The sequence below is a fragment of the Paenibacillus xylanilyticus genome (genome assembly GCF_047246825.1).
Taxonomy (GTDB): Bacteria; Bacillota; Bacilli; order Paenibacillales; family Paenibacillaceae; genus Paenibacillus; species Paenibacillus xylanilyticus_B.
The window spans coordinates 1,634,218-1,658,363 of sequence record NZ_JBFOLB010000001.1 but is presented as its reverse complement, the minus strand read 5'-3'; the positions used below and the strand labels follow the sequence as shown (position 1 = coordinate 1,658,363).

Here is a 24,146-nt window from a genome sequence, read left to right as displayed (position 1 = left end):
ACATGGAGAAAACCATTCGAAACCGTGAGGTGAGCGTATGAGTTTTAAGGCAGTAGAGTTGCAGATTGCGGTACCAAGAACCAGTGAAGCCGGTCGGTATCAGAGTGAATATCAGCAGCGGCCGGTCACAGATCAAAATTTGTTGGCAGTGCAAACCGCCAAGGAAGCAGAAGAGGCAAGACAGCGCAGTGAGGCAATGGAAGAAACTGCACATACAGGTGTACGGGACGGTCACTCCAATGACGGAGATCACCATGGTGCTTCTCAGGAGCAGGAGGCTGCCTTGGAGCAAGAACACCTCAAACCTGCCGAGCATCCGTACAAAGGAAAGCATGTTGATCTGTCGTTGTAACCCGTTGCTTTTACGAAGATGAAGACTTGAGCTTTGAAGGCCATATCCAAAGGAGAGGAACCAATTTGTCACCATGGGTCATTATTGTCATATTAGGTGCCTGTGCCATTGCATATGCATTCATCATGCCCAAGAAAAATAAACCGCAGGAACCAGGGCATCAATTGGTGCAAGAGATGGAATCCACGCTTGAACATTATATGGCTGAAATCGAAAGCGATAATGATGCTCTTATTCAGCGTGTTGCTGAAATGAAGGGTGAGGCGGCAGCTGCAGATCAACGCATGCAAATGCAGCTTGAAGAATTGCAAAAGCGTTTGAACGAGCTTGAAAAAAGTAAAGCTGCTGAAACCATTCAGGTTCCGCCTGCTTCAGCGGATAATTTAAACGGATTACAGGCACAGGCTCTTGTAGCTAGTGTAAGAGCAGACACTGCTAAACAGGGTTCAGAAAGCGAGTCGCCACAACTTGTGCAAGAGCCTGTTAATGAACGAGAGTCCATCAAGGACCGATATTCAGAATTGTTTCATTTATATGATGAAGGCAAATCAGTGGATGCGATCGCGAAACAGATAGGCATACAACGTGGAGAAGTGCAGCTGATACTCCAGTTGGCAGAGCGGGAGGAGGGCTAAGAGATGGACAAGCGCTCCCTATGGATTGGAATCGGAACGGGCATGATTATTGGAGCAGTGCTGCTTCAGCTTGCCACAGTAGGGCAAAATGCTCTATCAGATAGCAATTTGGAAACGGGTACAGCTGCAGCTGAGCTGACGAAGGAACAATTGGAAACGGCTGCCAAAAGGTTGGATATGAAGCTTGTCGGTACGGATGACGAACTTTATACCGAAGCCGAGTGGGTGGCAAAGAAGAAACAGGAGAGCAGTGAGATGCAAGGGGACACTGCTACTGTGCCTGAAAAGGCAGAGGATACGAATACTCCAGAAGAACCCAAGGAACCTCAGCAACCAGCTTCACGTGGAGATAAGAAACAAAATGCAGTGAGCGAACCCAAAGCAACAGAGCCAGCGTCACCGAACGAACCTCAAGCCGCTACGGTAACTTTTAGAGTGCGTTCAGGAAACAGTTTGGCGATTGTCGCTGGAAATCTTGAAAAAGCTGGTATAGTGGATGACGCACAAGCCTTTATTAAAGCGGGAAAGGCTGAGCGAATCAATACCAAAATTCAAGTGGGTACATACGCGCTTGAAAAAGGTGAGAGCTTCGAATCGATCATCGCCAAAATAACAAAGGAACCGTCAAGCTGAGTACTTCAGGCAAGGCGGTTCTTTTATTTTATTTCCGGGTTGGCCAGTACTTAAAGTACAAAAAAATCGCATAAACATTATTATGCTGTGTCCGATGCTTTATGGGACTGAAAGAGTGTTGCATCAGCCCAGCAGTTATGCTATATTAGATAACGGTGTTAAAACACACGCATGTGCTAATTTTGTTGAGGGTGCTTTCCTGATGGAGAGTCTTGGCGAAAAATGATGCCGGCGGAGGACACAATAAAAAACCACTAGGAGGTGTGTGAAGATGGCAGTAATCTCCATGAAGCAGCTTCTCGAAGCTGGGGTACACTTCGGTCACCAAACACGTCGTTGGAACCCAAAAATGGATCGTTATATCTTCACTGAAAGAAACGGAATTTATATCATTGACTTGCAAAAGACAGTGAAAAAAGTCGAAGAGGCTTACAACTTCGTTAAAGGAATCGCAGGAGAGAATGGTACAATTCTTTTCGTGGGTACTAAGAAACAAGCTCAAGATTCCGTTAAAGAAGAAGCTGAACGCGCTGGTCAGTTCTACATTAACCAACGCTGGTTGGGCGGTACCCTGACTAACTTCCAAACCATTCAAAAACGTATTGATCGTTTGAAACAACTGGAAGCTTGGGAAGAAGACGGTACATTCGCTGTATTGCCTAAAAAAGAAGTTATCTTGCTTCGCAAAGAAAAAGATCGTCTGGAGAAATTCCTCGGCGGTATTAAAAATATGAAAGGCCTGCCAAGCGCCCTGTTCATCATCGATCCACGCAAAGAGCGTATCGCTGTTGCTGAAGCTCGCAAATTGGGTATCCCAATTGTGGGTATCGTTGATACAAACTGCGATCCGGACGAAATCGATTATGTTATCCCAGGTAACGACGACGCAATCCGCGCTGTTAAGCTGTTGACAGGTAAAATGGCTGATGCCGTGATCGAAGCTAACCAAGGCGAAGAAACTTCCGCTTAATAGATTCGAACATAACGAATGAACTAAATGAAAAGGGTGGTTGGTAGGTGGATAACCTCTCACTGCCCTTTTTTTAGAGTGTACGTACAATACTTATTTGGAGGGAATTAATAATGGCAGTTAACGCGAGTGCAGTAAAAGAACTTCGTGAAAAAACGGGCGCTGGTATGCTCGATTGCAAAAAAGCATTGGAAGAAGCAAATGGGGACATCACAAAAGCAGCTGAAATCCTGCGTGAAAAAGGTCTGTCTGCAGCTGCGAACAAAGCAGGTCGTGCAGCGACTGAAGGTACTGTAGAATCTTATATCCACGCTGGTGGCCGTATTGGTGTGCTGGTAGAAGTTAACTGCGAAACAGACTTCGTAGGTAAAACAGACCAATTCAAAGAGTTCGTTAAAGACATCGCTATGCAAATTGCTGCAGCTAGTCCTAAGTACGTTACTCGTGAAGAAGTTCCTGCTGACGAGCTGGAAAAAGAAAAAGAAATCTTGAAAGCTCAAGCTCTGAACGAAGGTAAACCAGAAAAAATCGTTGAAAAAATGGTTGAAGGCCGTATCAGCAAATACTACGAAGAGTATTGCCTGATGGAACAAACTTTCGTTAAAGATCCAGACAAAACAATCTCCCAATTGCTGAATGAAAAAATCAGCCAAATCGGTGAGAACATCTCTATCCGTCGTTTCGTTCGTTACGAACTGGGTGAAGGTCTGGAGAAAAAAGTGGATAACTTCGTAGAAGAAGTTATGTCCCAAGTGAACAAATAAGACGGTTTTATATACCGGCAAGCAACAAATGGTTTTCGAAGATATAAGAATGATAAAACTTCGAAGCAGAGCTCCCTTATATCTCAGGAAAACAGTGCCTTACCGGTTAATCGTTTTTCCTAAAAGAGTGGAACACAGCCGTGTTCCTTTCTTTTTAAGCAGGAGGCCATGCGCGAGAAGTTTTGTTGATTGAACACCGAGGGTGCTCAATTCAAAGTGGAGGGTGAACAATTGGAACAGCCAGTATTCAAACGTGTTGTCTTAAAGGTTAGTGGAGAGTCCCTTTCCGGTCAAAACGGCTATGGTATTGATGCAGAGACGATCTCGTCGATTGCCCAGCAGGTAAAAGAAGTTGTTGAACTTGGTGTGCAGGTTGCTATCGTATGTGGTGGCGGAAACATCTGGCGTGGAATCGCCGGTAGCGAAAACGGCATCGATCGGGCAACAGCCGATTATATGGGAATGCTAGCAACTGTAATGAACTCGCTAGCACTGCAAGATGCATTGGAGCAGATCGAAGTGCCTACACGTGTACAGACATCCATTGCCATGCAGCAAATTGCAGAGCCTTATATTCGTCGTAGAGCTATTCGTCATCTGGAGAAAGGCCGGGTCGTTATTTTTGCAGCAGGTACAGGTAACCCGTTCTTCTCCACCGATACAACAGCAGCACTGCGCGCAGCGGAGATTGAAGCAGAAGTCATCCTGATGGCTAAAAACAAAGTTGATGGTGTATACTCGGCAGATCCATTCAAAGACAGTACAGCTGAGAAATATGAACAATTGACTTACCTGGATGTACTTAACAAAAACCTTGGTGTGATGGATTCTACAGCATCCTCACTCTGTATGGACAACAACATCCCGTTGATCGTATTTGCCATTACGGAACAAGGTAACATCAAACGTGTAGTTCTCGGTGAACGCATCGGGACAATCGTTAAAGGGAGTGTAGATTAATGCCACAAGCGGTTAAAAAACATGCCGAAGAACGTATGGATAAAGCAATTCAAGCGTTACGTCGTGATCTTGCCACTTTGCGTGCAGGACGTGCAACTCCGGCTCTTCTGGACCGGGTTCAGGTAGAGTACTACGGAGCGATGACACCACTTAATCAGCTCGCGAATATTAGCACACCGGATTCCCGTACACTGATGATTCAGCCATGGGACAAATCTTCTATGGGCGAAATCGAACGTGCGATCATGAAGTCGGATCTGGGATTAACACCAGCCAATGATGGTAACATGATTCGTCTGTCCATTCCCCCACTTACGGAGGAACGCAGAACAGAACTCGTGAAACTTACGAAAAAGTTCGGCGAAGAAGGCAAAGTAGCGATTCGTAACATTCGCCGTGATGCGAATGATGATATTAAAAAAATGGAGAAGTCAGAGATTTCCGAGGACGAGTCCCGGAGACATCAGGACGATATCCAAAAATCGACCGATAAGTTTATCGCTGAAGTCGATAAGGTACTCGCTGCCAAAGAAAAAGAAATCATGGAAGTGTAAGACAAGTGCAGCCCCTCCGATACGGTGGGGTTTTGTCTCTTTTTCTAGTCTTCAGGTGAAGAAACTTCAGGGATTTTGGAGGAACAGGAATGATCAAACGGGTTCGGTCGTGGTGGAATGGGGCTGAAAAGCAGGAAACGCTGACTATATCCGAGGATAATATCCCGCAGCACGTTGCCATTATTATGGACGGAAATGGGCGATGGGCCAAACGTCTGGGTTTGCCGCGTATAGCTGGGCACCAAAATGGCATGAAGGCAGTCAAACGTGCAACCATCGCGGCGGATGAACTGGGCATCAAATATCTGACGATGTATGCTTTTTCGACAGAAAACTGGACGCGTCCAAAAGAAGAAGTGGATTTTCTGATGCGACTACCACAAGAATTTCTGGCGATAGAGTTGGATGAACTTATAGAAAAGAATGTTCGCATACGCATGATGGGGCAGGAAGAGAAATTACCTTCACATACCGTTAATGCCTTGCGTGAAGCGATTCGTCTTACGGAACATAATACGGGGCTTGTATTGAACTTCGCAATGAATTATGGAAGTCGCAGAGAAATGACGGACTGTGTGAAGCAAATTGCGTTACAGGTCCAGTCTGGGGAACTCTCGGCAGAGGATATTACACCTGAGCTCATAGACCAACATATGTTGACTGTGGATATGCCTGATCCGGATTTGTTGATTCGGACGAGTGGAGAACTAAGGCTCAGTAATTTTATGCTTTGGCAGCTTGCGTATAGCGAGCTATGGTTTACGGATATATACTGGCCCGAATTTGGCAAACAGCATCTGCTAGAAGCAGTAGCCGAATATCAGCGCAGAACAAGGCGTTACGGCGGTTTGAAATAGATGGAGGATGAAGCCGTTGAAACAGCGATTAACGACAGGGATAGTAGCAGGTGTGTTGTTTTTGGGTTTTTGCATGCTGGGCGGACCTTGGTATCATGGCCTGGTGCTGCTCATGGCTCTCATCGGTTATTATGAATTTGTGAAAATGACGGGGGTACAGCCTTTTTCAGGTGTAGCCCTAATTGGATATGCAGGTGTTTTTGCGCTTGTCTTCCCATGGGAAATGGTGTGGGATGGCAGACCGTTGACGTTGTTCCAAATCAGTTGGCTGGTTATGCTTGTTTTAATGACGGCCTCGGTGATAACCAAAAACAGAATTCCTGTGAACACGGTTGCCATGCTCTTTTTGGGTGTGCTGTACATTGGAATCGGATTTTATTACATCGCCGAATCCAGACATCTGCATCACGGGCTTTTTTGGACATTCCTACTGTTAGGTTCCATATGGGCCAGTGATGCTGGTGCCTACTTTGTGGGAAAACTTATGGGGAAAAACAAACTTTGGCCATCGATTAGCCCCAACAAAACAGTGGAGGGTGCGCTTGGCGGCATAGTGATTGCCGTTGTAACATCAGTGGTGTTTTCCTTGTTATCAGATGGCCTTTTGTCCTGGCAGAGAGCTATACTGATTGGAGTCGCATGTGCTGTAGTGGGCCAGATGGGTGACCTGATCCAATCCGCATACAAACGTGTGTACAATATTAAGGATTCTGGCAACCTTCTTCCGGGGCACGGGGGTATTCTGGATCGGTGCGACAGCTGGATTGTGGTGTTTCCATTCGTACATATACTAATGCTTCTGCCCTACTAATTTTTTGAACACAAGACGTGTGTAAGGAATGGATTGCTATTATACACGCAATGGATTAATAAAGATGAGGTGCAGCATGAAGAAAATAGCGATTCTAGGGTCCACTGGTTCTATTGGAACGCAAACATTGGATGTAGTCGATATGCATCCTGAGCTTTTTCAGGTGGAGGGACTGGCAGCCGGAGGAAATACTGAACTTATCATTGAACAAACCAAACGATACCGTCCGAAAAAGGTGTCGGTTGGCTCCAAAGAATTGGCTGACACGGTCGCTCCGCACCTGCCTTCAGGTACGCAGCTCTTCTATGGAAAAGAGGGCTTGGTGGAAGTGGCAGCCGGGACAGATGCAGATACTGTGGTTACGGCTGTCATGGGGAGCGTCGGGCTCGAATCAACGCTTGCTGCCATTGAGGCGGGTAAGCAGATTGGACTTGCCAACAAGGAGACATTGGTGACGGCAGGACATATTGTTACTGCAAGGGCTACGGCAAAAGGTGTCTCTTTGTTACCCATTGATAGTGAGCACTCGGCCATATTTCAATGTTTGAATGGAGAAAACCTCAAACGTGTTTCAGGAATTACTCTTACGGCATCAGGGGGATCCTTCCGCGATTTGACACGTGAACAGCTGCGGGAAGTTACTGTTGAAGATGCCCTTAAGCACCCGAATTGGTCAATGGGTTCCAAAATAACGATCGATTCTGCGACAATGGTGAACAAAGGATTAGAGGTTATTGAGGCGCATTGGTTATTCGGTCTGACCTATGATCAGATTGACGTGTTGCTTCACCCTGAAAGTATCATTCACTCTTATGTTGAATTCGAGGATACAAGTATTATCGCCCAACTTGGTAACCCGGATATGCGTGTTCCAATTCAATATGCGTTGACTTATCCGGATCGGCTGCCTTCTCCGGCACAGCGTCTATCTCTGGCTCAAGCAGGCAAGCTGCAATTCCGCGAGATGGATATGGAACGGTTCCCTTGTTTAAGGCTGGCTTATGAGTGTGGTAAAATGGGTGGGACTGCAACAACGGCTTTTAATGCCGCGAATGAAGTTGCTGTAGCACGCTTCTTGCGCAAAGAGATATCGTTCCTTAAAATAGAGGATATTATTGCTTCAGTGCTGGATGCACACCGCAATGTGGACAAACCTGATCTGGAAGAAATCGCAAGATGTGACCAGGAAAGTCGTCAACACGCATTCAGTCTGTAATCCCTTTTTTCATCACAAATATGGAAGAAGTGATTCTCTTGTGCGGCACCTTGGAATAATGATAATCTAAAGGGACAGACTTCGGTTCGTGCCGTGAAGGAGGATGGATAGGGATTGGAAACCATACAAGTTGTATTTCTAACGGTGCTCATGTTCTTTGTCATCGTGACGGTTCATGAATGGGGGCATTACTATTTTGCCAAACGCGCCGGTATTCTTGTAAGGGAATTTGCGATCGGTTTTGGTCCCAAATTGTTCTCATATAAAAGAAACGAGACCCAGTTTACGCTGCGCTTGCTTCCATTTGGCGGATATGCACGTATGGCAGGGGAAGACCCCGAACTTGTTGAAATTCAGGAGGGTCAGACCATTGCGGTTAGACCGGTGGATGACCAAGTGAAAATGATTTATTTGGATCAATTGGATAATCGTAAAAATGTAATACGTGGTGAAGTGATCTCCATTGATATGGAGAATGCGTTAAAATTGCAATTGGACGTCGATGGAGAGGTACAACAATACCGTATACATCCACAGGCAATGCTCGTGAGTCGCGGCAAACAAACACAAATTGCACCCAAAGACCGTCAGTTTGGCAGTAAGACGGTTGGGCAGCGGGCAATGGCAATTTTTGCAGGACCATTGATGAACTTTATCTTGGCTTTTGTATTGTTTGCAGTATACGCACAAATGGCGGGAGTTCCCGTTGAAAATCCGAAAAATCTGCAAATTGGTGAAGTACTCAAGGGCGGAGCTGCCGATCAGGCAAACCTGCAAGAGGGAGATATCATTGAGACGATCAATGGTACTGCAATAGGTACCGATTCGCAAAAGATGGTAACCATGATTGCCGAGTCCAAAGACAAGCCGATGGAGTGGACACTGCGTCGGGGAGAAGAAACGTTTAACATAACGATAACGCCTCGTACAGTAGAAGGACAAGAGGGAGGTAAGGTGGGAATTGTACCTACGCTGCCAACTCGATCTGTCGGATTTGTAGAGACCTTTAAAGTTTCCGGTGTAGCTATGGTAGATACAACCAAAGTTATCTTTGAAGGTTTCAAGCATCTCATTAATCAATTTAACATGGACGACATTGGTGGACCGGTGCGTACATTCGAAGTAACAGGTCAAATTGCCAAACAGGGAATTGAGCAGTTAACGAGATGGGCGGCTATTTTGAGCTTGTATCTGGGGATTTTCAACCTGTTGCCAATTCCTGCACTGGACGGAAGCCGACTTGTATTCCTTGGAATTGAAGCACTCAGAGGCCGGCCGGTTGATCCTAACCGCGAAGGTATGGTTCATTTTATAGGGTTCGCCATGCTGTTTGTACTGATGCTGGCTGTAACATATAATGATATACTACGTTTAATTAACGGATAATTATGGTTTGACTATGCTCTGTATTTTGCAGAGATGGTCGTTATGGGAGGACGCTGGAGTCTTATGTCAAAGGAAAATGATAAACAATTCGTGACTGAAATCACACCACAGGGCGAGGATTTCTCCCGCTGGTACATTGATGTTATTAAAAAAGCCGATCTGATGGATTACTCTCCGGTGCGGGGTTGTATTGTATTCAAACCGGACGGATATGAAATCTGGGAACATATCAAGGATGAGCTGGATCGTCGCTTCCGTGAAACGGGCCATCGGAATGCGTACTTCCCGATGTTCATTCCAGAGAGTTTTTTCCAAAAAGAAAAAGAGCATGTTGAAGGCTTTAATCCCGAGTTGCCTTGGGTTACAGAAGCAGGCGGAGAAAAGCTGGAAGAACGTCTCGCAATTCGTCCTACTTCCGAAACGATTATTGGTCACATGTACTCCAAATGGATTCAATCCTATCGCGATCTGCCTGTTCTGATCAATCAGTGGGCGAACGTTGTGCGTTGGGAGAAAAGAACACTGCCTTTCTTGCGTACAAGTGAATTCCTCTGGCAGGAAGGTCATACGGCTCATGAGACGGAAGAAGAAGCACGTGAAGAAACCATGCGCATGCTTGAAATCTACCGTGAGGTTGTGGAAGAGTACTTGGCAATTCCGGTTATCAGTGGTCAAAAAACGCCTTCAGAGAAGTTTGCTGGAGCGGTGGATACCTACTCCATTGAAGCAATGATGAAGGATGGACGGGCTGTACAAGCCGGAACATCTCACTTTATGGGTACGAACTTTGCGAAAGCATTTGAAATTCAGTACCTCAGCCGGGAAAATGTGCTTGAGCATGCTTATACAACCTCATGGGGTGTAAGTACACGTTTGATCGGGGCACTGATTATGGTGCATGGTGATGACCGTGGTCTGGTACTGCCTCCAAAAGTAGCACCAACGCAAGTCGTGATGATTCCTATTGGACCGCCAAAAACTCGGGATGCTGTTGTAGGTCGTGCGGATGAGTTGTTCGCTGAACTTAAAAAAGCAGGCATTCGTGTTAAAATGGATGATCGCAGCGATGTACGTCCAGGCTGGAAATTCAATGAATACGAAATGCGCGGGGTTCCGATCCGCCTTGAGATTGGTCCACGTGACATGGAAAATGGAGTATGTGTGCTCGTGTCACGAATTACAGGCGAGAAAAAAGTCGTAGAACAGGCAAACCTGGTGGAAGAAATTCAGAATATGCTGACAGAGGTTCAATCTGATATGCTAGAGCGTGCACGCACGTTTATGACGGATAACTTCTACTCTGTAGATACGCTTGATGAAATGAAGGAATTAATGGAAAACAAACGCGGCTTTACACTGGCTGGATGGTGCGGTTCAGAGGCTTGCGAAGATAAAGTAAGAGAAGTAACAGGTGCAACAAGCCGGAACATTCCGTTCCAGCCTGCGGAAGAAAAACATACGTGCCTGGCTTGTGGTGAAAAGGCGAAAAACACGGTAGTGTTTGCAAGAGCCTACTAAGTCAAAAAATGACGCTCAGGACTATTCACCGTATGAGTAAGTAATGAAGGGCTTCTGTCGGATAAAATGAGTCGGTGCGGGTTCGGATCGGGGACATTTTTGATTACAGAAGCTTTTCATGTTTTAAGGGGGTACAAGGAGGAACACGATGAGTGGATTTGAGGAGAAACGAAAACGGTTTGAATTGTTGATGAAACAGGCAGAGCTTCCTGCAGGTCTGACCGATCCTTATTTTTTGGATGGATGGATTGAACGGGTTGAGACGAATCGCAGCAACCGGGAATGGCATATCCTGATCTGTAAGGATACGTTGGTTCCTGCACCGATTTATCGTACGTTCAGCCTGCATATTCAGGAAAAAATGAATCATATCGCCAAAATTACATTTGGTTTTAAATATACAGAGAAGGTGCAGACAGGTGATATCGTCAGTGAATACTGGAACCTGTTTCTAGAGTGGGTCACTCGCGAGATTCCATCCGTAAATGGATGGATGAACCGGGCTACCTTTGAATGTGAAGCAGATTTGCTGCAATTGACCATGAGTGATTCTACATCGATGGAACTGGCGCGCAAGAAGCAGATTGACCAGGCCATTACGACTTTCTATGAAAAGTATTTCCACCTGCCGCTGCGCATCAAATTGCAAGTTGGTGAAGTGGGAAGTAATAAGGAAGCGATGGAGCAGTTCCAGGCTCAGAAGCGGGTCGAGGAGCGGCAGGTCATCGAACAGATGATGAGCGAAGTCACTGAGATGGAAGCTCCGGAGGACGAAGATCAGGGCGATGTACGTTTGCAGATGGGCTATGAGATCAAAGAGCCGGCTGTACCGATGCAGGAAGTTCAGGATGAAGAGAAGAAGATCACGCTTCAGGGATCGATTTTTGGTCTGGACCGCAAGGAGCTGCGGAACGGAAATACGCTCTTTACCTTCTACCTGACCGACTTTACGGATTCCATGCAAATGAAGATGTTTGCGAAAACAAAAGAGGATGTCAAAATCCTCAGCCTGCTGGCTAATGGAAAATGGGTCAAAGTCCGCGGACGCATAGAGTACGACCGGTTTATGCAAATACCTGAACTGGCCATGATTCCTTCGGATCTGACCGAAATTAAAGCACCTCCATCACGAAAAGATACAGCACAGGAAAAACGGGTGGAATTCCATCTGCACACCACCATGAGCACGATGGATGCTGTAACTTCCATTGATAAATACGTGAAAACTGCTGCAGAGTGGGGACATAAGGCAATTGCCGTTACAGATCATGGCGGAGTACAGGTCTATCCGGAGGCAGCCAAAGCAGCGAAGAAAAACGGCATCAAAATGATATACGGCCTCGAGGCCAATGTAGTGAATGATTCCGTTGCCGTTGTCATGGCACCACAGCCGATTGAGCTGAAAACAGCCACCTATATCGTATTCGATATCGAGACGACGGGTCTGTCCGTCACCCAGAACAAAATTATAGAGATCGCCGCGGTTAAAGTGCAGGATGGCAAAGAGATCGACCGGTTTGCCACATTTGTAAACCCGCATGAACGGATCCCATACAATATTCAGCAATTGACCAACATCACGGATGAGATGGTCAAAGATGCACCGGAGCTTGAACCGGTCATTCGCGACTTTGTTGCATTTGCGGGTGATGGGGTGCTGGTCGCGCACAATGCCCGATTCGATATGGGATTTATTCAGGCCACCCTCAAAAACTTGAGCATGCCTGAGCTGCCAAACCCTGTACTGGATACGCTGGAACTGGCGCGGCTTTTGTATCCAAAAATGAAAAACCACCGACTGAACACACTTGCTGACAAATACAAAGTCGCGCTGGAAAGCCATCACCGGGCGATTGATGATACAGTTGCACTCGCAGGTATCCTAAATGGTCTTGTGAATGATGCAGCCCAATTAAAAGGCTTAACCATGCTGGATCGGTTAAACGATTACGTCGGGGTTGACCTGTCGAATACACGTCCCTTCCACTGCGGGATTTACGCATTAAATGATGTGGGCAAGAAGAATCTGTACAAGCTGGTGTCCCTGTCTCATACGGAATATTTCAAGCGTGTCGCATGTATTCCGAAGTCTAAACTGGTAAGCTTGCGCGAAGGACTGGTCATTATATCCGGTTGTGAAAAAGGAGAGTTTTTCGAAGCTGTCCTGAATAAATCTCTGGAAGAGGCCGAAGAAATCGCCGAGTTTTACGACATTTTGGAGATTCAACCTCTGACGATGTATATGCATTTGGTGGACAAGGGGCTTGTTGCCACACCGGAGGAACTGAAACTTGCAGTACGCAAAGTGGTTGATATCGGAGCCAAATTGAACAAACCAGTTATTGCTACAGGCAATGTGCACTATTTGGAGCCGAGGGACAAAATCTATCGGGACATTACTATCCACGGGATTACCGGTTTCAGTCCGCTTAAAGATCAGCGCAAGCCGGATGCTCATTTTAGAACCACAGCAGAAATGCTGGAGGAATTCCAGTTCCTGGGTCAGGACAAAGCCTATGAGGTTGTCGTCACCAACACGATTGAACTTGCCGACCGTTTTGAGGAAATCAAGCTGTTCCCGGACAAGTTGTTTACGCCAATTCTGGAGGGTGCGGACGAAGAGATCCGGAACACCTGCTATAATACGGCAAAGTCGATATATGGTGAGGACCTGCCTGAAGTCATTGTGGCACGCCTTGAGAAAGAGCTTCAGCCGATTATCAAGTATGGTTTCTCAGCCAACTATCTCATCTCGGAGCGGCTCGTTAAAAAATCGAATCAGGACGGCTATCTTGTCGGCTCCCGGGGTTCTGTTGGATCATCTGTTGTGGCTACATTCCTCGGCATATCCGAAGTTAATCCGCTGCCTGCACACTACATCTGCGTAAACCCGGAGTGCAAGCACAGCGAATGGTTCCTGGACGGGAGTGTGCCAAGTGGATTTGACCTTCCGGAGAAGGAGTGTCCTAATTGCGGTGGCAGACTAAAAGGTGAAGGACAAGATATTCCGTTTGAGACGTTTCTTGGTTTTAAAGGGGATAAGGTCCCCGATATCGACTTGAACTTCTCAGGCGATTATCAACCACATGCCCACAACTACACGAAGGTGCTATTTAGCGAGAAGAGTGTATTCCGAGCAGGGACCATAGGTACTGTTGCCGAGAAAACAGCCTTCGGTTTTGCCAAGAAATATGAGGAAGAGCATCATAAGAAATGGCGCGGGGCAGAGCTGAATCGTCTGGCTTCCGGTTGTACCGGGGTGAAGCGCAGCACGGGACAGCATCCAGGTGGAATTGTCGTGGTGCCGGATTATATTGAAGTGGAGGACGTTACTCCTGTTCAATATCCTGCGGATGATGTTAATGCAGAATGGAAAACGACTCACTTTGATTATCATGCCTTTGAAGAAAATCTGTTGAAACTGGATATACTGGGACATGATGATCCGACCATGATGCGGATGCTGCAGGATTTGACAGGAATCGATCCGACAACGATCCCGATGAATGATCCGAAAGTCATGAGCATGTTCAACTCCACGGATGCCCTTGGAGTAACTCCTGAACAGATTCGTTCTCCTGTTGCAACCTTTGGTGTACCCGAGATGGGAACGAAGTTTGTGCGTCAAATGCTTATCGAATCCCAGCCTACGTCATTTGCCGATCTACTTCAGATTTCGGGACTGTCCCATGGAACAGGGGTCTGGCTTGGCAACGCGCAAGAACTGATCAAGAATGGTACATGCAACATTAAAACTGTAATTGGCTGCCGGGATGATATCATGTTATTCCTGATATACAAGGCGGGAATGGATGCAAGTCTGGCCTTTAAGATTACGGAGAGTGTCCGTAAAGGACGCGGCTTGCCACAGGAATGGATTGACGAGATGAAAAAATGCAAAGTACCACAGTGGTACATTGACTCATGTCTCAAAATCCAGTACATGTTTCCAAAGGCCCACGCGGCCGCATATGTTATTTCGGCAGTACGTACTGCGTTCTTCAAGCTGTATCATCCGATCGAATACTATGCAACCTATTTTACCGTTCGCGCGGATGAGTTTGACATCGAGCTGGTATGTCAGGGATACGATGCCATCTATCGGAAGATTGTTGAGATTGAACAGTTGGGTTTCCAAGCACCGCCAAAAGAAAAAAACATGCTGCCCGTCCTTGAGATGGCTCTGGAAATGACGGCCCGTGGTTTCTCACTTAAGCCGATTGATCTATACCGTTCTGAAGCTACGAAGTTTATCGTTGACGGGAAAACGCTGATTCCTCCATTCTCAGCCTTGGCGGGAATTGGTGATAATGCAGCGCGTAATATTGCAGCTGCGAGAGAACATGGTGAATTCCTGTCCATTGAAGATTTCCAGCAAAAATCCAAGGCAAGTAAGACCATTGTCGAACTATTGTCCGGTATGGGTTGTTTCCGTGGTTTGCCGGAGAGCAATCAGCTATCCCTCTTTTAATGGATGCATAAATTGTCAAAGGATTGCCTTTCAGAGGAGTGCGAAATTTTTTCTTCATTAGTACCTAAACGCCCTGAAAGATCGCTTACTTGTCACTATTACCAGACTATGTTATAATTTCTGAAGTGAACGAGATAGTACGAATTTCTAAAGAGTGGGGAAACCCACTCTTTAGTCTTTGGTATACAAGAATCTTGGGTATGAAGAAATTGCCGGCCTAATATGCCGGTGTAACCTAAGTTGGAGGTTATCGGTTTTGAGCACAACGAAGATTAAATCTACCGTGGAAGAAATGATCCAACCCTACTTGAATGAACAAGGTTTCGAGCTGGTTGACATCGATTACGTCAAAGAAGGCAGCAACTGGTTTTTACGGGTGTATGTCGACAAAGAGGGTGGCATCGACATCGACGATTGCGTCTTGATCAGCGAACAGCTGAGCGCCAAGCTGGATGAGAACGATCCGATTCCAACCGTCTATTTCCTTGAAGTGTCTTCTCCGGGAGCTGAACGTCCACTGAAAAAAGCGGAGGATGTTGCGAAATCCGTAGGTAAAAACGTCTTTGTTACAACCTACGAAACGGTGAATGGATTGAAGGAATTTGAAGGCAAACTGCTTTCCTTTGATAACGGGGAGCTTGTGATCGAAGCAGGCAAGAAGCAGTATGCGGTTCCTTACGATAAGGTTGCTAGTGCGCGCTTGGCCATTCTGTTTTAAGTGCCTTGTTCACTTTATTAATGAAAAAGACACATCTCACGATAACGGCAAGGTGCTCATGAGTTCTGAGCCTTTCGCCGTTTTACGTATGAGATGCCATGTTTGAAAGGGGGATCAACATTCATGAGTATGGATTTTATTGAAGCAATGAATGAATTGGAGCGGGAAAAAGGGATCAGCAAGGATGTGCTGTTTGAAGCGATTGAGGCGGCATTAATCTCCAGCTATAAACGCAATTTCAACACCGCTCAGAACGTGCGTGTTGACATGAATCGTAATACTGGAGTTATTCGGGTATATGCTCGCAAGTTAATCGTGGAGGAAGTCCTGGACTCACGCACCGAAATTTCATTGCCTGCAGCACGCGAAATTAACCCACACTTCCAGCTGGAAGATATTGCGGAGATCGAGGTTACGCCGCGCGATTTCGGACGTATCGCCGCACAGACTGCCAAACAGGTAGTGACCCAGCGGATTCGTGAAGCCGAACGCGGCCTGATCTACAACGCTTTCGTTGACAAGGAAGAGGATATCGTTACGGGAGTGGTGCAGCGTCAGGATTTGCGCAATATCTACATCGATCTGGGTAAAATCGAAGCGGCTCTGCCGTTAACCGAATTGATGCCGAACGAAAAGTTTGTTCATGGTGACCGTATTAAGGCATACATCACCAAGGTCGAGAATACGACCAAAGGGCCGCAAATCATTCTGTCCCGTACACATCCGGGTCTTTTGAAACGTCTCTTTGAACTGGAAGTTCCTGAGATCTTTGATGGAGTGGTGGAGATTCGTTCAGTCGCACGTGAAGCTGGTTTCCGCTCGAAAATTGCCGTTCATTCCCGCAATGAGGAAGTTGATCCGGTTGGATCCTGTGTAGGCCCCAAAGGAATGCGCGTGCAGACCATTGTGGGTGAGCTGCGCGGTGAAAAGATTGACATCGTTCGTTATTCCGAACAGGTAGACGAATATGTGGCAAATGCATTGAGTCCTTCCAAAGTATTGGAAGTTCAAGTGTTTGAAGAAGAAAAGATGGCCCGGGTCATCGTTCCGGACTATCAACTGTCCCTTGCCATTGGTATCAAAGGCCAAAATGCCCGATTGGCAGCGAAGCTGACCGGCTGGAAGATCGACATTAAGAGCGAGAGCCAGGCGGAACAGGAATTCGGCAGAGAAAAAGATTCTTCTTCGGAAATGCATCAAGATTCCGTCTCCGTCGATTAAAGTAAAGCACGGGGGGGCGCTAACGTATGAAACAGAAAAAAGTGCCGCTGCGCAAATGTGTGGCGTGCCAAGAAATGATGCCCAAAAAGCAGCTGATCCGTATCGTTAAAACGCCAGAGGATGAAGTGCTGATCGATTTGACTGGCAAAAAATCCGGACGTGGCGCTTATTTATGCGGCAAGGAATCCTGTTTTAAACTTGCACTCAAAAACCGGTCTTTGGATCGTGCGCTGAAAGGCAAGGTTTCACCTGAAATTTACGAGCAATTGGCTGCTGACTTCGCTTCTGTGGAAGATGATTTCATCGCAGCGCAGGAGCGTGATCATGATGAATAACAAAACGTTGTCTTATCTGGGACTCTCAATGCGTGCAGGCAAGCTGGTGACGGGTGAAGAAATCGTGCTCAAGGCGATCCGTTCTTCCGAAGCTAAAATGGTTATTGTTGCGGGTGACGCCTCGGCCAATACACAAAAGAAATTTCGCGACAAATGTGGAACATACAAAGTTCCTCTGGTGATCGGATTTGACCGGGATAGTCTGGGTTCAAGTATCGGTAAAGAAACGCGGGTTGTTCTTGCAGTAACGGATCGAGGGTTTGCAAAAATGATCTCCAAGCAAGTCGGTATAATGTCGGAGGTGGAGTATATTGAGTAAACAGGAAAACAAGGATAAATTGCGAGTTTATGAATATGCGAAGTCCCTTAATATGAGCAGCAAAGAAATTATAACCATTCTTAAAAAACTGGATATCCCCGTAAACAATCATATGAGTGTCATGGAGAATGGTTCAGTGGGTAAGGTGGAACAATTTTTTAAAGATATAAAATCCACTGCAGCATCCAAACAAGGCAGCGAAGCAAAACCAGTCGCTACTTCGTCGGTGCGCAGTGAAAAAACAGTGGACAGCAGTAAGCCGGCCGGCGGAGCGAACACGCCGAACAACAGTAATTCATCCGGTAGTCCCGTACAAACAAAAATACAACAGGAAAAGCAGGTAGGTATGAACAATAGACCAAATTCAAACAATAACAACGGCTCCCAAAGACCCAGCGGCCAAGATAGCCGCAACAGAACAAACTCTTCCCAAGGCTCCAGCCAGGGCGGACAAACAGGTAATCGATCCAGACCAGCACAAGGCGGACAAAGCAGTACAGCTTCACGTCCACAAGGTACAGGACAACGCCCGAACAACAGTGGCGGCGGCCAAGTGAGAAGCGCTGGACCAAGCAGCACTGGCAATGGCGGCAACCGTAGCGGTGGCCAAGGACAGAGCCAAGGTCAAGGCCAACGTAGAGGCGGCCAAGGCAGTTCCGGTAATAACAGCAACAACGGCAACCGTTCAAACAGTGGTGGCGGCGGACGTCGTTATGACGACAACCGTGGCGGCAACTTCCGTGGCAACCGCGGTGGCAAGAACAACCGTAACAGAAATCAACAACAGTACCAACAACGTGAGAAAATTGATAATACACCTAAGAAAATCATCGTACGCGGTGATATGACTGTAGGTGAAACAGCGAAGCTGCTTCACAAAGATGCTTCCGAAGTTATCAAAAAACTCATTGGTATGGGTGTTATGGCTACAATTAACCAAGAGCTCGATATTGATACCATTCTTCTGCTCGCAGGTGAATTCGGTGTTGAGGTTGAAGTGAAAATTGTGGTTGAAGACGACCGTTTCGAAACGGTGGAAGAGAATGATGATCCTGCGGATCTGCAATCCCGTCCTCCAGTTGTAACAATTATGGGTCACGTTGACCATGGTAAAACAACATTGCTTGATGCCATTCGTTCCACGAATGTAACAGGCGGCGAAGCTGGCGGAATTACACAGCATATCGGTGCTTACCAAGTTGAAATCAACAACAAAAAAATTACGTTCCTCGATACACCGGGTCACGAAGCGTTTACAGCCATGCGTGCTCGTGGTGCTCAAGTAACGGATATTACGATCATCGTTGTTGCTGCGGATGACGGTGTAATGCCACAGACCGTTGAGGCCATTAACCACGCAAAAGCAGCGGGTCTTCCAATTATCGTAGCGGTTAACAAAATCGATAAGCCTGGTGCAGATCCGGACAGAGTAAAACAGGAGTTGACTAACTACGAACTCGTTCCTGAGGAATGGGGCGGTGACACCATCTTTGTTAACGTTTCGGCGAAACAAAGAATGGGTCTGGAAGGTCTGCTCGAAATGATCCTGCTCGTTGCTGAAGTGAACGAGTACAAAGCGAACCCGGACAAACGTGCCCGTGGTACAGTAATCGAAGCCGAGCTGGATAAAGGACGCGGCCCAGTTGCCCGTATTTTGGTACAGCACGGTACTTTGAAAGTCGGAGATGCCTTTGTTGCAGGTAACTGCTTCGGTCGCGTACGTGCGATGGTCAATGACAAAGGTCGTCGTCTGAAAGAAGCTGGACCTTCAACACCTGTAGAAATCACAGGTTTGACTGAAGTTCCAGGTGCGGGAGATCCGTTCATGGTATTTGAAGATGAGCGTAAAGCTCGCTCTATCGCTGATAAACGTGCGATCACGCAACGTGAATCCGATTTGGGTACAAATACACGTGTAACATTGGACGATCTGTTCCAACACATCAAAGACGGCGAAATCAAAGATCTGAATGTCATTATTAAAGGGGACGTTCAAGGTTCTGTTGAAGCATTGAAGGGTTCACTTGCAAAAATCGAGGTTGAAGGTGTACGCGTGAAAATCATTCACAGCGGTGCTGGTGCAATCACCGAATCCGACATCATTTTGGCGGCTGCATCGAATGCCATCGTGATCGGTTTCAACGTTCGTCCTGACAATCAGGCGAAAACAACTGCAGATCAAGAGCAAGTAGATATCCGTCTCCACCGTGTCATTTATAGTGTCATCGAAGAAATTGAACAAGCAATGAAAGGAATGCTTGATCCGATCTACAAAGAAAATGTGATTGGTCACGCTGAAGTTCGCAGCACGTTCAAAATCAGCAAAGTGGGTACTATTGCTGGATGTATGGTTACCTCCGGTAAAATTACGCGTTCAGCTGAAGCACGCCTGATTCGTGACGGCATTGTTCTTTACGAAGGTAAGCTTGATTCACTGAAACGTTACAAAGACGATGCCAAAGAAGTAGCTCAGGGTTACGAATGCGGTATTACTCTTGATAACTATAACGATCTCAAAGAAGGCGACGTTATCGAAGCCTTTGTTATGGAGACGGTACAACGATAAGCAAGGAAGCATGAGGTGAACAACTATGGCCAAGATTCGTACAGGTAGAGTGGGCGAGCAGATCAAGAAAGAATTGAGCGTGCTCATCCAGTCTGAACTGAAAGATCCACGTATCGGCTTCATTACCGTAACAGGTGTCGACGTGACTAACGACTTGTCGCAAGCCAAAGTTTATCTGAGTGTCTTCGGTGAACAGGAGCAAAAGGACAATTCGCTTAAAGCACTCGAGAAAGCAAATGGATTTTTGCGCTCCGAGCTGGGCAAGCGGATCAGACTTCGCCATGTTCCCGAATTGATATTCAAGATCGACGAATCGATCGCTTATGGCAGCCGGATTGAGAAGCTGCTTGGTGACATCGGTACCGACAAGAACGAATCCCAGTAACAGCATAAAGGAGACGGCAATGCACACTTATGAACAGGCGCTTCAGGCGGGAAAGCAATTTCTGCTGGAGCATGATGATTACCTGGTCGTGTCGCATGTACAGCCGGACGGTGACGCAGTCAGCTCGACGGTAACAGTGGGCTGGCTGCTGTCATGTCTGGGGAAGACATTCACGATGATAAATGAAGGTGAAATCCCGCAGCGTATGCGCTTTTTGTGGGAAGCGGACTCAATCGTGAACATGACCGAACAACCACCGCAGCGTAAATATAAAGCAGTGATTTGTGTGGACTGTGCAGACTTTGCAAGAGTTGGCTTAACTCGTCATTATTTCGAAGAAGATGCTGTTATATTAAATATTGATCATCATCCAACCAATGATGCTTATGGTACTGTAAATATCATTAAACCGGATGCAGCAGCTACCGCGGAAATTCTGTTTGATTTTGTAAACTTGTTCCCGGTGACGATAAATAAAGATGCTGCAACGGCTATTTATACAGGTTTGCTTACGGATACAGGCGGTTTCCGTTATGCGAATACCAGTCCTAATGTAATGACAACTGCATCCAAACTGCTTGAACATGGCGTGAACGGACCTTTCCTCGCGCAAATTTTGCTCGAACAGGTTACTCTTCCCCAAGTCCGTATCTTGAATCAGGCTCTTTCAAGTCTGAAAATGACCGAGGATGGCAAAATTGCCTGGGTGGTCATTACACCGGAAGATATGATCGCTTGTGGCGCAGCCAATGAAGATCTGGAGGGTGTCGTAAACTACCCGCGAAATATCCAAGGCGTGGAAGTTGGGATCTTTTTCAAAGTGATCAACGATAATGCTGTAAAAGTATCCCTCCGGTCTGCTGGTAAAGTTGATGTCGCTGCACTTGCACAAACGTTTGGCGGTGGTGGTCACGTACTCGCTGCCGGGTGCCGCGTGGAAGGTGACCTAGAAGATATTGTTGCCCAAGTGCTGAAGCAGGTGAATTTACAATGGTAAAGCCAATTGAAGGAATTCTGCCTGTATACAAACCTGCAGGTTTCACCTCACATGATGTTGTAGCCAAAATGCGGCGCATTCTGAAAATGAAGCGTATCGGACACACCGGAACGCTGGATCCGCAGGTCACAGGTGTACTTCCGCTATGTCTTGGACGTGCAACCCGGGTAGTTGAGTACATGCAGGAACTTCCCAAAGAGTACTTGGCAACACTTCGATTAGGCCTGTCCACAGACACAGAGGACATGACGGGAGAAATTGTCGAGCGTTCAGAAAAGGCAGTGAACGTTACAGAAGAGCAGGTTCTGCAGGTCCTGAAGAAGTTTACGGGCACAATTTCCCAGGTGCCACCCATGTTTTCTGCCGTTAAAGTCGATGGCAAACGTCTATATGAGCTTGCACGTGAAGGGAAAACAGTAGAGCGCAAGAGCCGTGAGGTTACGATCTATGAGCTTGAACTGACGGGAATCGAAACGCAGGGCGACACAACAGATATTTCTTTCCGCGCATTGTGTTCCAAAGGTACGTATATTCGAACATTGTGTGTGGATATCGGACGTGAACTGGGCTACCCGTCAACCATGGTTCAGCTGGAGCGAACCATTTCTGCAGGAATTACAGCAGAACGGTGCCTACGCTTCGAGGACGTGGAGCAGCACATGGCCGCAGGTACACTGGCTGAAGTATTGATTCCGGTAGATGAAGCCATTAACTCCATGCCTGCCCATAAAGTTCTAGAGGATCACACCAAAGGGGCTCTTCAAGGTCAGAAATTGTCCGCACGTTTACTGGAGCCGCCCGTGGAACAGCCGGGGCTTCTGCGGTTATATACACAGGACGGTACATTTCTCGGTATTTTTGAACGGGATGAACTTAAACCAACTGTTCGAGCAGTTAAGGTTTTTTTACCGGAATAAGAGGCCTTGAGTTTAGATTAGTGTGGTGCTAAGCTTGGTCTATCAAGTGAAATGCAGGTGATTGATTGTATGAAAACCGTAATGCTAACGTATCCGCAGACATTAAATTCCGATGAATTGCGTAGACAGCCGCAGGTGCTGGCCATCGGCCAATTTGACGGAATGCATCTCGGACATGCAAGCGTCATTCTGTCTGCTGTGCGCATTGCTCGTGAAACGGGCATGCAGGCAGCGGTAATGACCTTCCATCCGCATCCGAAGGAAGTCATGCGTAAAGGAGATTACGAAGGTTATCTGACTCCTCTGAGAGATAAGGAAGATATCCTGGCAGAGATGGGCGTTGATGTGTTATATGTTGTGGAATTCAATGAAGAATTCTCACAGCTGACACCAGAGCAATTTGTACATGACCTGCTGCTTCCACTTCAGACCAAAACAGCAGTCGTGGGTTTTGACTTCCGATTTGGTCATAAGGGAGCCGGGGATGAACAGATGCTTCGTGCGCTGGGCAGTAATCAAATGTCTGTAGAGACTGTACCTCCATTTTTGCTCAATGGTGAGAAAGTCAGCAGTTCTTTAATCCGTGGATTGCTCAAACGCGGAGAAATGGATGAAGCAAGTCAGTGGCTCGGACGCCCATACAGCATTAGGGGGACGGTCATTCACGGAGAGAAACGCGGACGGACGATCGGTTTTCCAACCGCTAATCTTGAACTGACGGATCATTACGTGGCACCTGCAAAAGGTGTGTATGCTGTTCGTGTATATTATGGGGATCAATTGCTGCGAGGGGTAATGAATCTAGGTGTGAAGCCCACATTCCACGATAGCGGGATGAAACCCACGTTTGAAGTGCATTTGCTTGATTTTGAAGGGCATTTGTACGATCAGGAGTTGCGGGTTGAGCTGGTTCACTACATCCGTGCAGAACGCAAGTTTGACTCCATTGATGCTTTGATCAGTCAGATTCGTGAAGATGCCTTGACTGCTGCGCGACTCTTAAGTTAAAGTTCTGGGTAAAATGGATGTTTACATTTACTTTAGTTAGGCAACTATGATATAATGTACTACGTTGTCGTTTTAGACAACAGACAACCTTGGCTTGGTTGCATGCTCTCACCGGCGGTGACGAGGCTAATGGCGATTATAATGAAGGAGGTGAATAGGATGGCATTGACTCAAGAACGTAAACAACAACTGATCGACGAGCACAAAACTCATGAGTCCGATACTGGATCACCTGAGGTGCAAGTTGCTATCCTTACGGAAAACATCAGAAGTTTGACAGACCACTTGCGTACGCATAAGAAGGACCACCACTCACGTCGTGGACTTTTGAAAATGGTAGGTCAACGTCGTAAGCTTTTGGCTTACGTGAAAAACAAAGATGTTAAACGTTACAGCGCATTGATCGAGAAACTCGGATTGCGTCGTTAATTATCGTACATGTTTTCAAAACCAACCTGGCTGTTTTCCGTCATTCCTCATTAGAGGGACAAACGGAGTTTACAGCCGGGTTGTTTTGTAGATGAACATGTTGCCATATATTTGTAGATGATAG

General features: G+C 46.7%; 23 protein-coding genes. All 23 read left to right on the top strand.

Annotated features, from left to right (window positions below):
• Positions 1–37 precede the first annotated feature (37 nt).
• The 23 genes from AB3N00_RS07130 (at position 38) to rpsO (ending at position 24,022) form a co-directional block, all read left to right on the top strand.
• Complete coding sequence (locus AB3N00_RS07130; protein ID WP_413033940.1) at positions 38–352, top strand: hypothetical protein; 315 nt, start codon at positions 38–40, stop codon at positions 350–352.
• Between the two features lie 65 nt (positions 353–417).
• The gene (locus tag AB3N00_RS07125; protein WP_413033939.1) at positions 418–987 is read left to right on the top strand and encodes a DUF6115 domain-containing protein; all 570 of its coding nucleotides are present in this window, start codon (positions 418–420) and stop codon (positions 985–987) included.
• A 3-nt stretch (positions 988–990) separates the two neighbouring features.
• Positions 991–1,620 (top strand): hypothetical protein, encoded by a 630-nt coding sequence (locus tag AB3N00_RS07120; protein WP_413033938.1) that lies wholly within the window; start codon positions 991–993, stop codon positions 1,618–1,620.
• Positions 1,621–1,891: 271 nt separating this feature from the next.
• A complete protein-coding gene (gene rpsB, locus AB3N00_RS07115; protein ID WP_047842496.1) occupies positions 1,892–2,590 on the top strand; it encodes a 30S ribosomal protein S2 in 699 nt (232 codons plus the stop codon).
• Positions 2,591–2,703: 113 nt separating this feature from the next.
• Positions 2,704–3,354: a translation elongation factor Ts gene (gene tsf, locus AB3N00_RS07110; RefSeq protein ID WP_413033937.1), complete on the top strand. Its 651-nt coding sequence runs from the start codon at positions 2,704–2,706 to the stop codon at positions 3,352–3,354.
• Positions 3,355–3,585: 231 nt separating this feature from the next.
• Entirely contained in the window at positions 3,586–4,314 is a 729-nt protein-coding gene (gene pyrH / locus AB3N00_RS07105; RefSeq protein ID WP_095287801.1) for a UMP kinase, read from the top strand.
• The gene (gene frr / locus AB3N00_RS07100; RefSeq protein WP_175396043.1) at positions 4,314–4,868 is read left to right on the top strand and encodes a ribosome recycling factor; all 555 of its coding nucleotides are present in this window, start codon (positions 4,314–4,316) and stop codon (positions 4,866–4,868) included. The genes pyrH and frr overlap by 1 nt, the downstream gene beginning before the upstream one ends.
• A gap of 89 nt (positions 4,869–4,957) precedes the next feature.
• A complete protein-coding gene (locus AB3N00_RS07095; protein ID WP_175396042.1) occupies positions 4,958–5,725 on the top strand; it encodes an isoprenyl transferase in 768 nt (255 codons plus the stop codon).
• A 16-nt stretch (positions 5,726–5,741) separates the two neighbouring features.
• Positions 5,742–6,536: a phosphatidate cytidylyltransferase gene (locus AB3N00_RS07090; protein WP_413033936.1), complete on the top strand. Its 795-nt coding sequence runs from the start codon at positions 5,742–5,744 to the stop codon at positions 6,534–6,536.
• A 76-nt stretch (positions 6,537–6,612) separates the two neighbouring features.
• Positions 6,613–7,752, top strand: a complete 1,140-nt coding sequence (locus AB3N00_RS07085) for a 1-deoxy-D-xylulose-5-phosphate reductoisomerase (RefSeq protein ID WP_413033935.1) — start codon at positions 6,613–6,615, stop codon at positions 7,750–7,752.
• A 114-nt stretch (positions 7,753–7,866) separates the two neighbouring features.
• Positions 7,867–9,138 carry an RIP metalloprotease RseP gene (rseP, locus tag AB3N00_RS07080; RefSeq protein WP_413033934.1) on the top strand — a complete coding sequence of 424 codons (1,272 nt, stop codon included), beginning with the start codon at positions 7,867–7,869 and terminating at the stop codon, positions 9,136–9,138.
• A gap of 63 nt (positions 9,139–9,201) precedes the next feature.
• Positions 9,202–10,656 carry a proline--tRNA ligase gene (gene proS, locus AB3N00_RS07075; protein WP_175396038.1) on the top strand — a complete coding sequence of 485 codons (1,455 nt, stop codon included), beginning with the start codon at positions 9,202–9,204 and terminating at the stop codon, positions 10,654–10,656.
• A gap of 148 nt (positions 10,657–10,804) precedes the next feature.
• Positions 10,805–15,127: a PolC-type DNA polymerase III gene (locus AB3N00_RS07070; RefSeq protein ID WP_413033933.1), complete on the top strand. Its 4,323-nt coding sequence runs from the start codon at positions 10,805–10,807 to the stop codon at positions 15,125–15,127.
• Between the two features lie 256 nt (positions 15,128–15,383).
• Positions 15,384–15,845, top strand: a complete 462-nt coding sequence (gene rimP, locus AB3N00_RS07065; protein ID WP_413033932.1) for a ribosome maturation factor RimP — start codon at positions 15,384–15,386, stop codon at positions 15,843–15,845.
• Between the two features lie 123 nt (positions 15,846–15,968).
• Positions 15,969–17,066, top strand: coding sequence for a transcription termination factor NusA (gene nusA / locus AB3N00_RS07060; RefSeq protein WP_095287723.1), 1,098 nt, complete (start codon positions 15,969–15,971; stop codon positions 17,064–17,066).
• A 26-nt stretch (positions 17,067–17,092) separates the two neighbouring features.
• On the top strand, positions 17,093–17,401 hold the full coding sequence (gene rnpM, locus AB3N00_RS07055) for an RNase P modulator RnpM (protein WP_095287722.1): 309 nt from the start codon (positions 17,093–17,095) through the stop codon (positions 17,399–17,401).
• On the top strand, positions 17,391–17,720 hold the full coding sequence (locus AB3N00_RS07050; RefSeq protein ID WP_029880929.1) for a YlxQ family RNA-binding protein: 330 nt from the start codon (positions 17,391–17,393) through the stop codon (positions 17,718–17,720). Before rnpM ends, AB3N00_RS07050 begins: the two co-directional genes overlap by 11 nt.
• The gene (gene infB, locus AB3N00_RS07045; protein WP_413033931.1) at positions 17,713–20,286 is read left to right on the top strand and encodes a translation initiation factor IF-2; all 2,574 of its coding nucleotides are present in this window, start codon (positions 17,713–17,715) and stop codon (positions 20,284–20,286) included. The genes AB3N00_RS07050 and infB overlap by 8 nt, the downstream gene beginning before the upstream one ends.
• A gap of 25 nt (positions 20,287–20,311) precedes the next feature.
• Positions 20,312–20,671, top strand: coding sequence for a 30S ribosome-binding factor RbfA (gene rbfA / locus AB3N00_RS07040; protein WP_095287719.1), 360 nt, complete (start codon positions 20,312–20,314; stop codon positions 20,669–20,671).
• 19 nt (positions 20,672–20,690) lie between these two features.
• Positions 20,691–21,668 carry a DHH family phosphoesterase gene (locus tag AB3N00_RS07035; protein WP_413033930.1) on the top strand — a complete coding sequence of 326 codons (978 nt, stop codon included), beginning with the start codon at positions 20,691–20,693 and terminating at the stop codon, positions 21,666–21,668.
• Complete coding sequence (truB, locus tag AB3N00_RS07030) at positions 21,662–22,585, top strand: tRNA pseudouridine(55) synthase TruB (protein WP_413033929.1); 924 nt, start codon at positions 21,662–21,664, stop codon at positions 22,583–22,585. The genes AB3N00_RS07035 and truB overlap by 7 nt, the downstream gene beginning before the upstream one ends.
• 69 nt (positions 22,586–22,654) lie before the next feature.
• On the top strand, positions 22,655–23,593 hold the full coding sequence (locus AB3N00_RS07025) for a bifunctional riboflavin kinase/FAD synthetase (RefSeq protein ID WP_413033928.1): 939 nt from the start codon (positions 22,655–22,657) through the stop codon (positions 23,591–23,593).
• A 159-nt stretch (positions 23,594–23,752) separates the two neighbouring features.
• Positions 23,753–24,022, top strand: a complete 270-nt coding sequence (gene rpsO, locus AB3N00_RS07020) for a 30S ribosomal protein S15 (protein ID WP_056700672.1) — start codon at positions 23,753–23,755, stop codon at positions 24,020–24,022.
• Positions 24,023–24,146 lie beyond the last annotated feature (124 nt).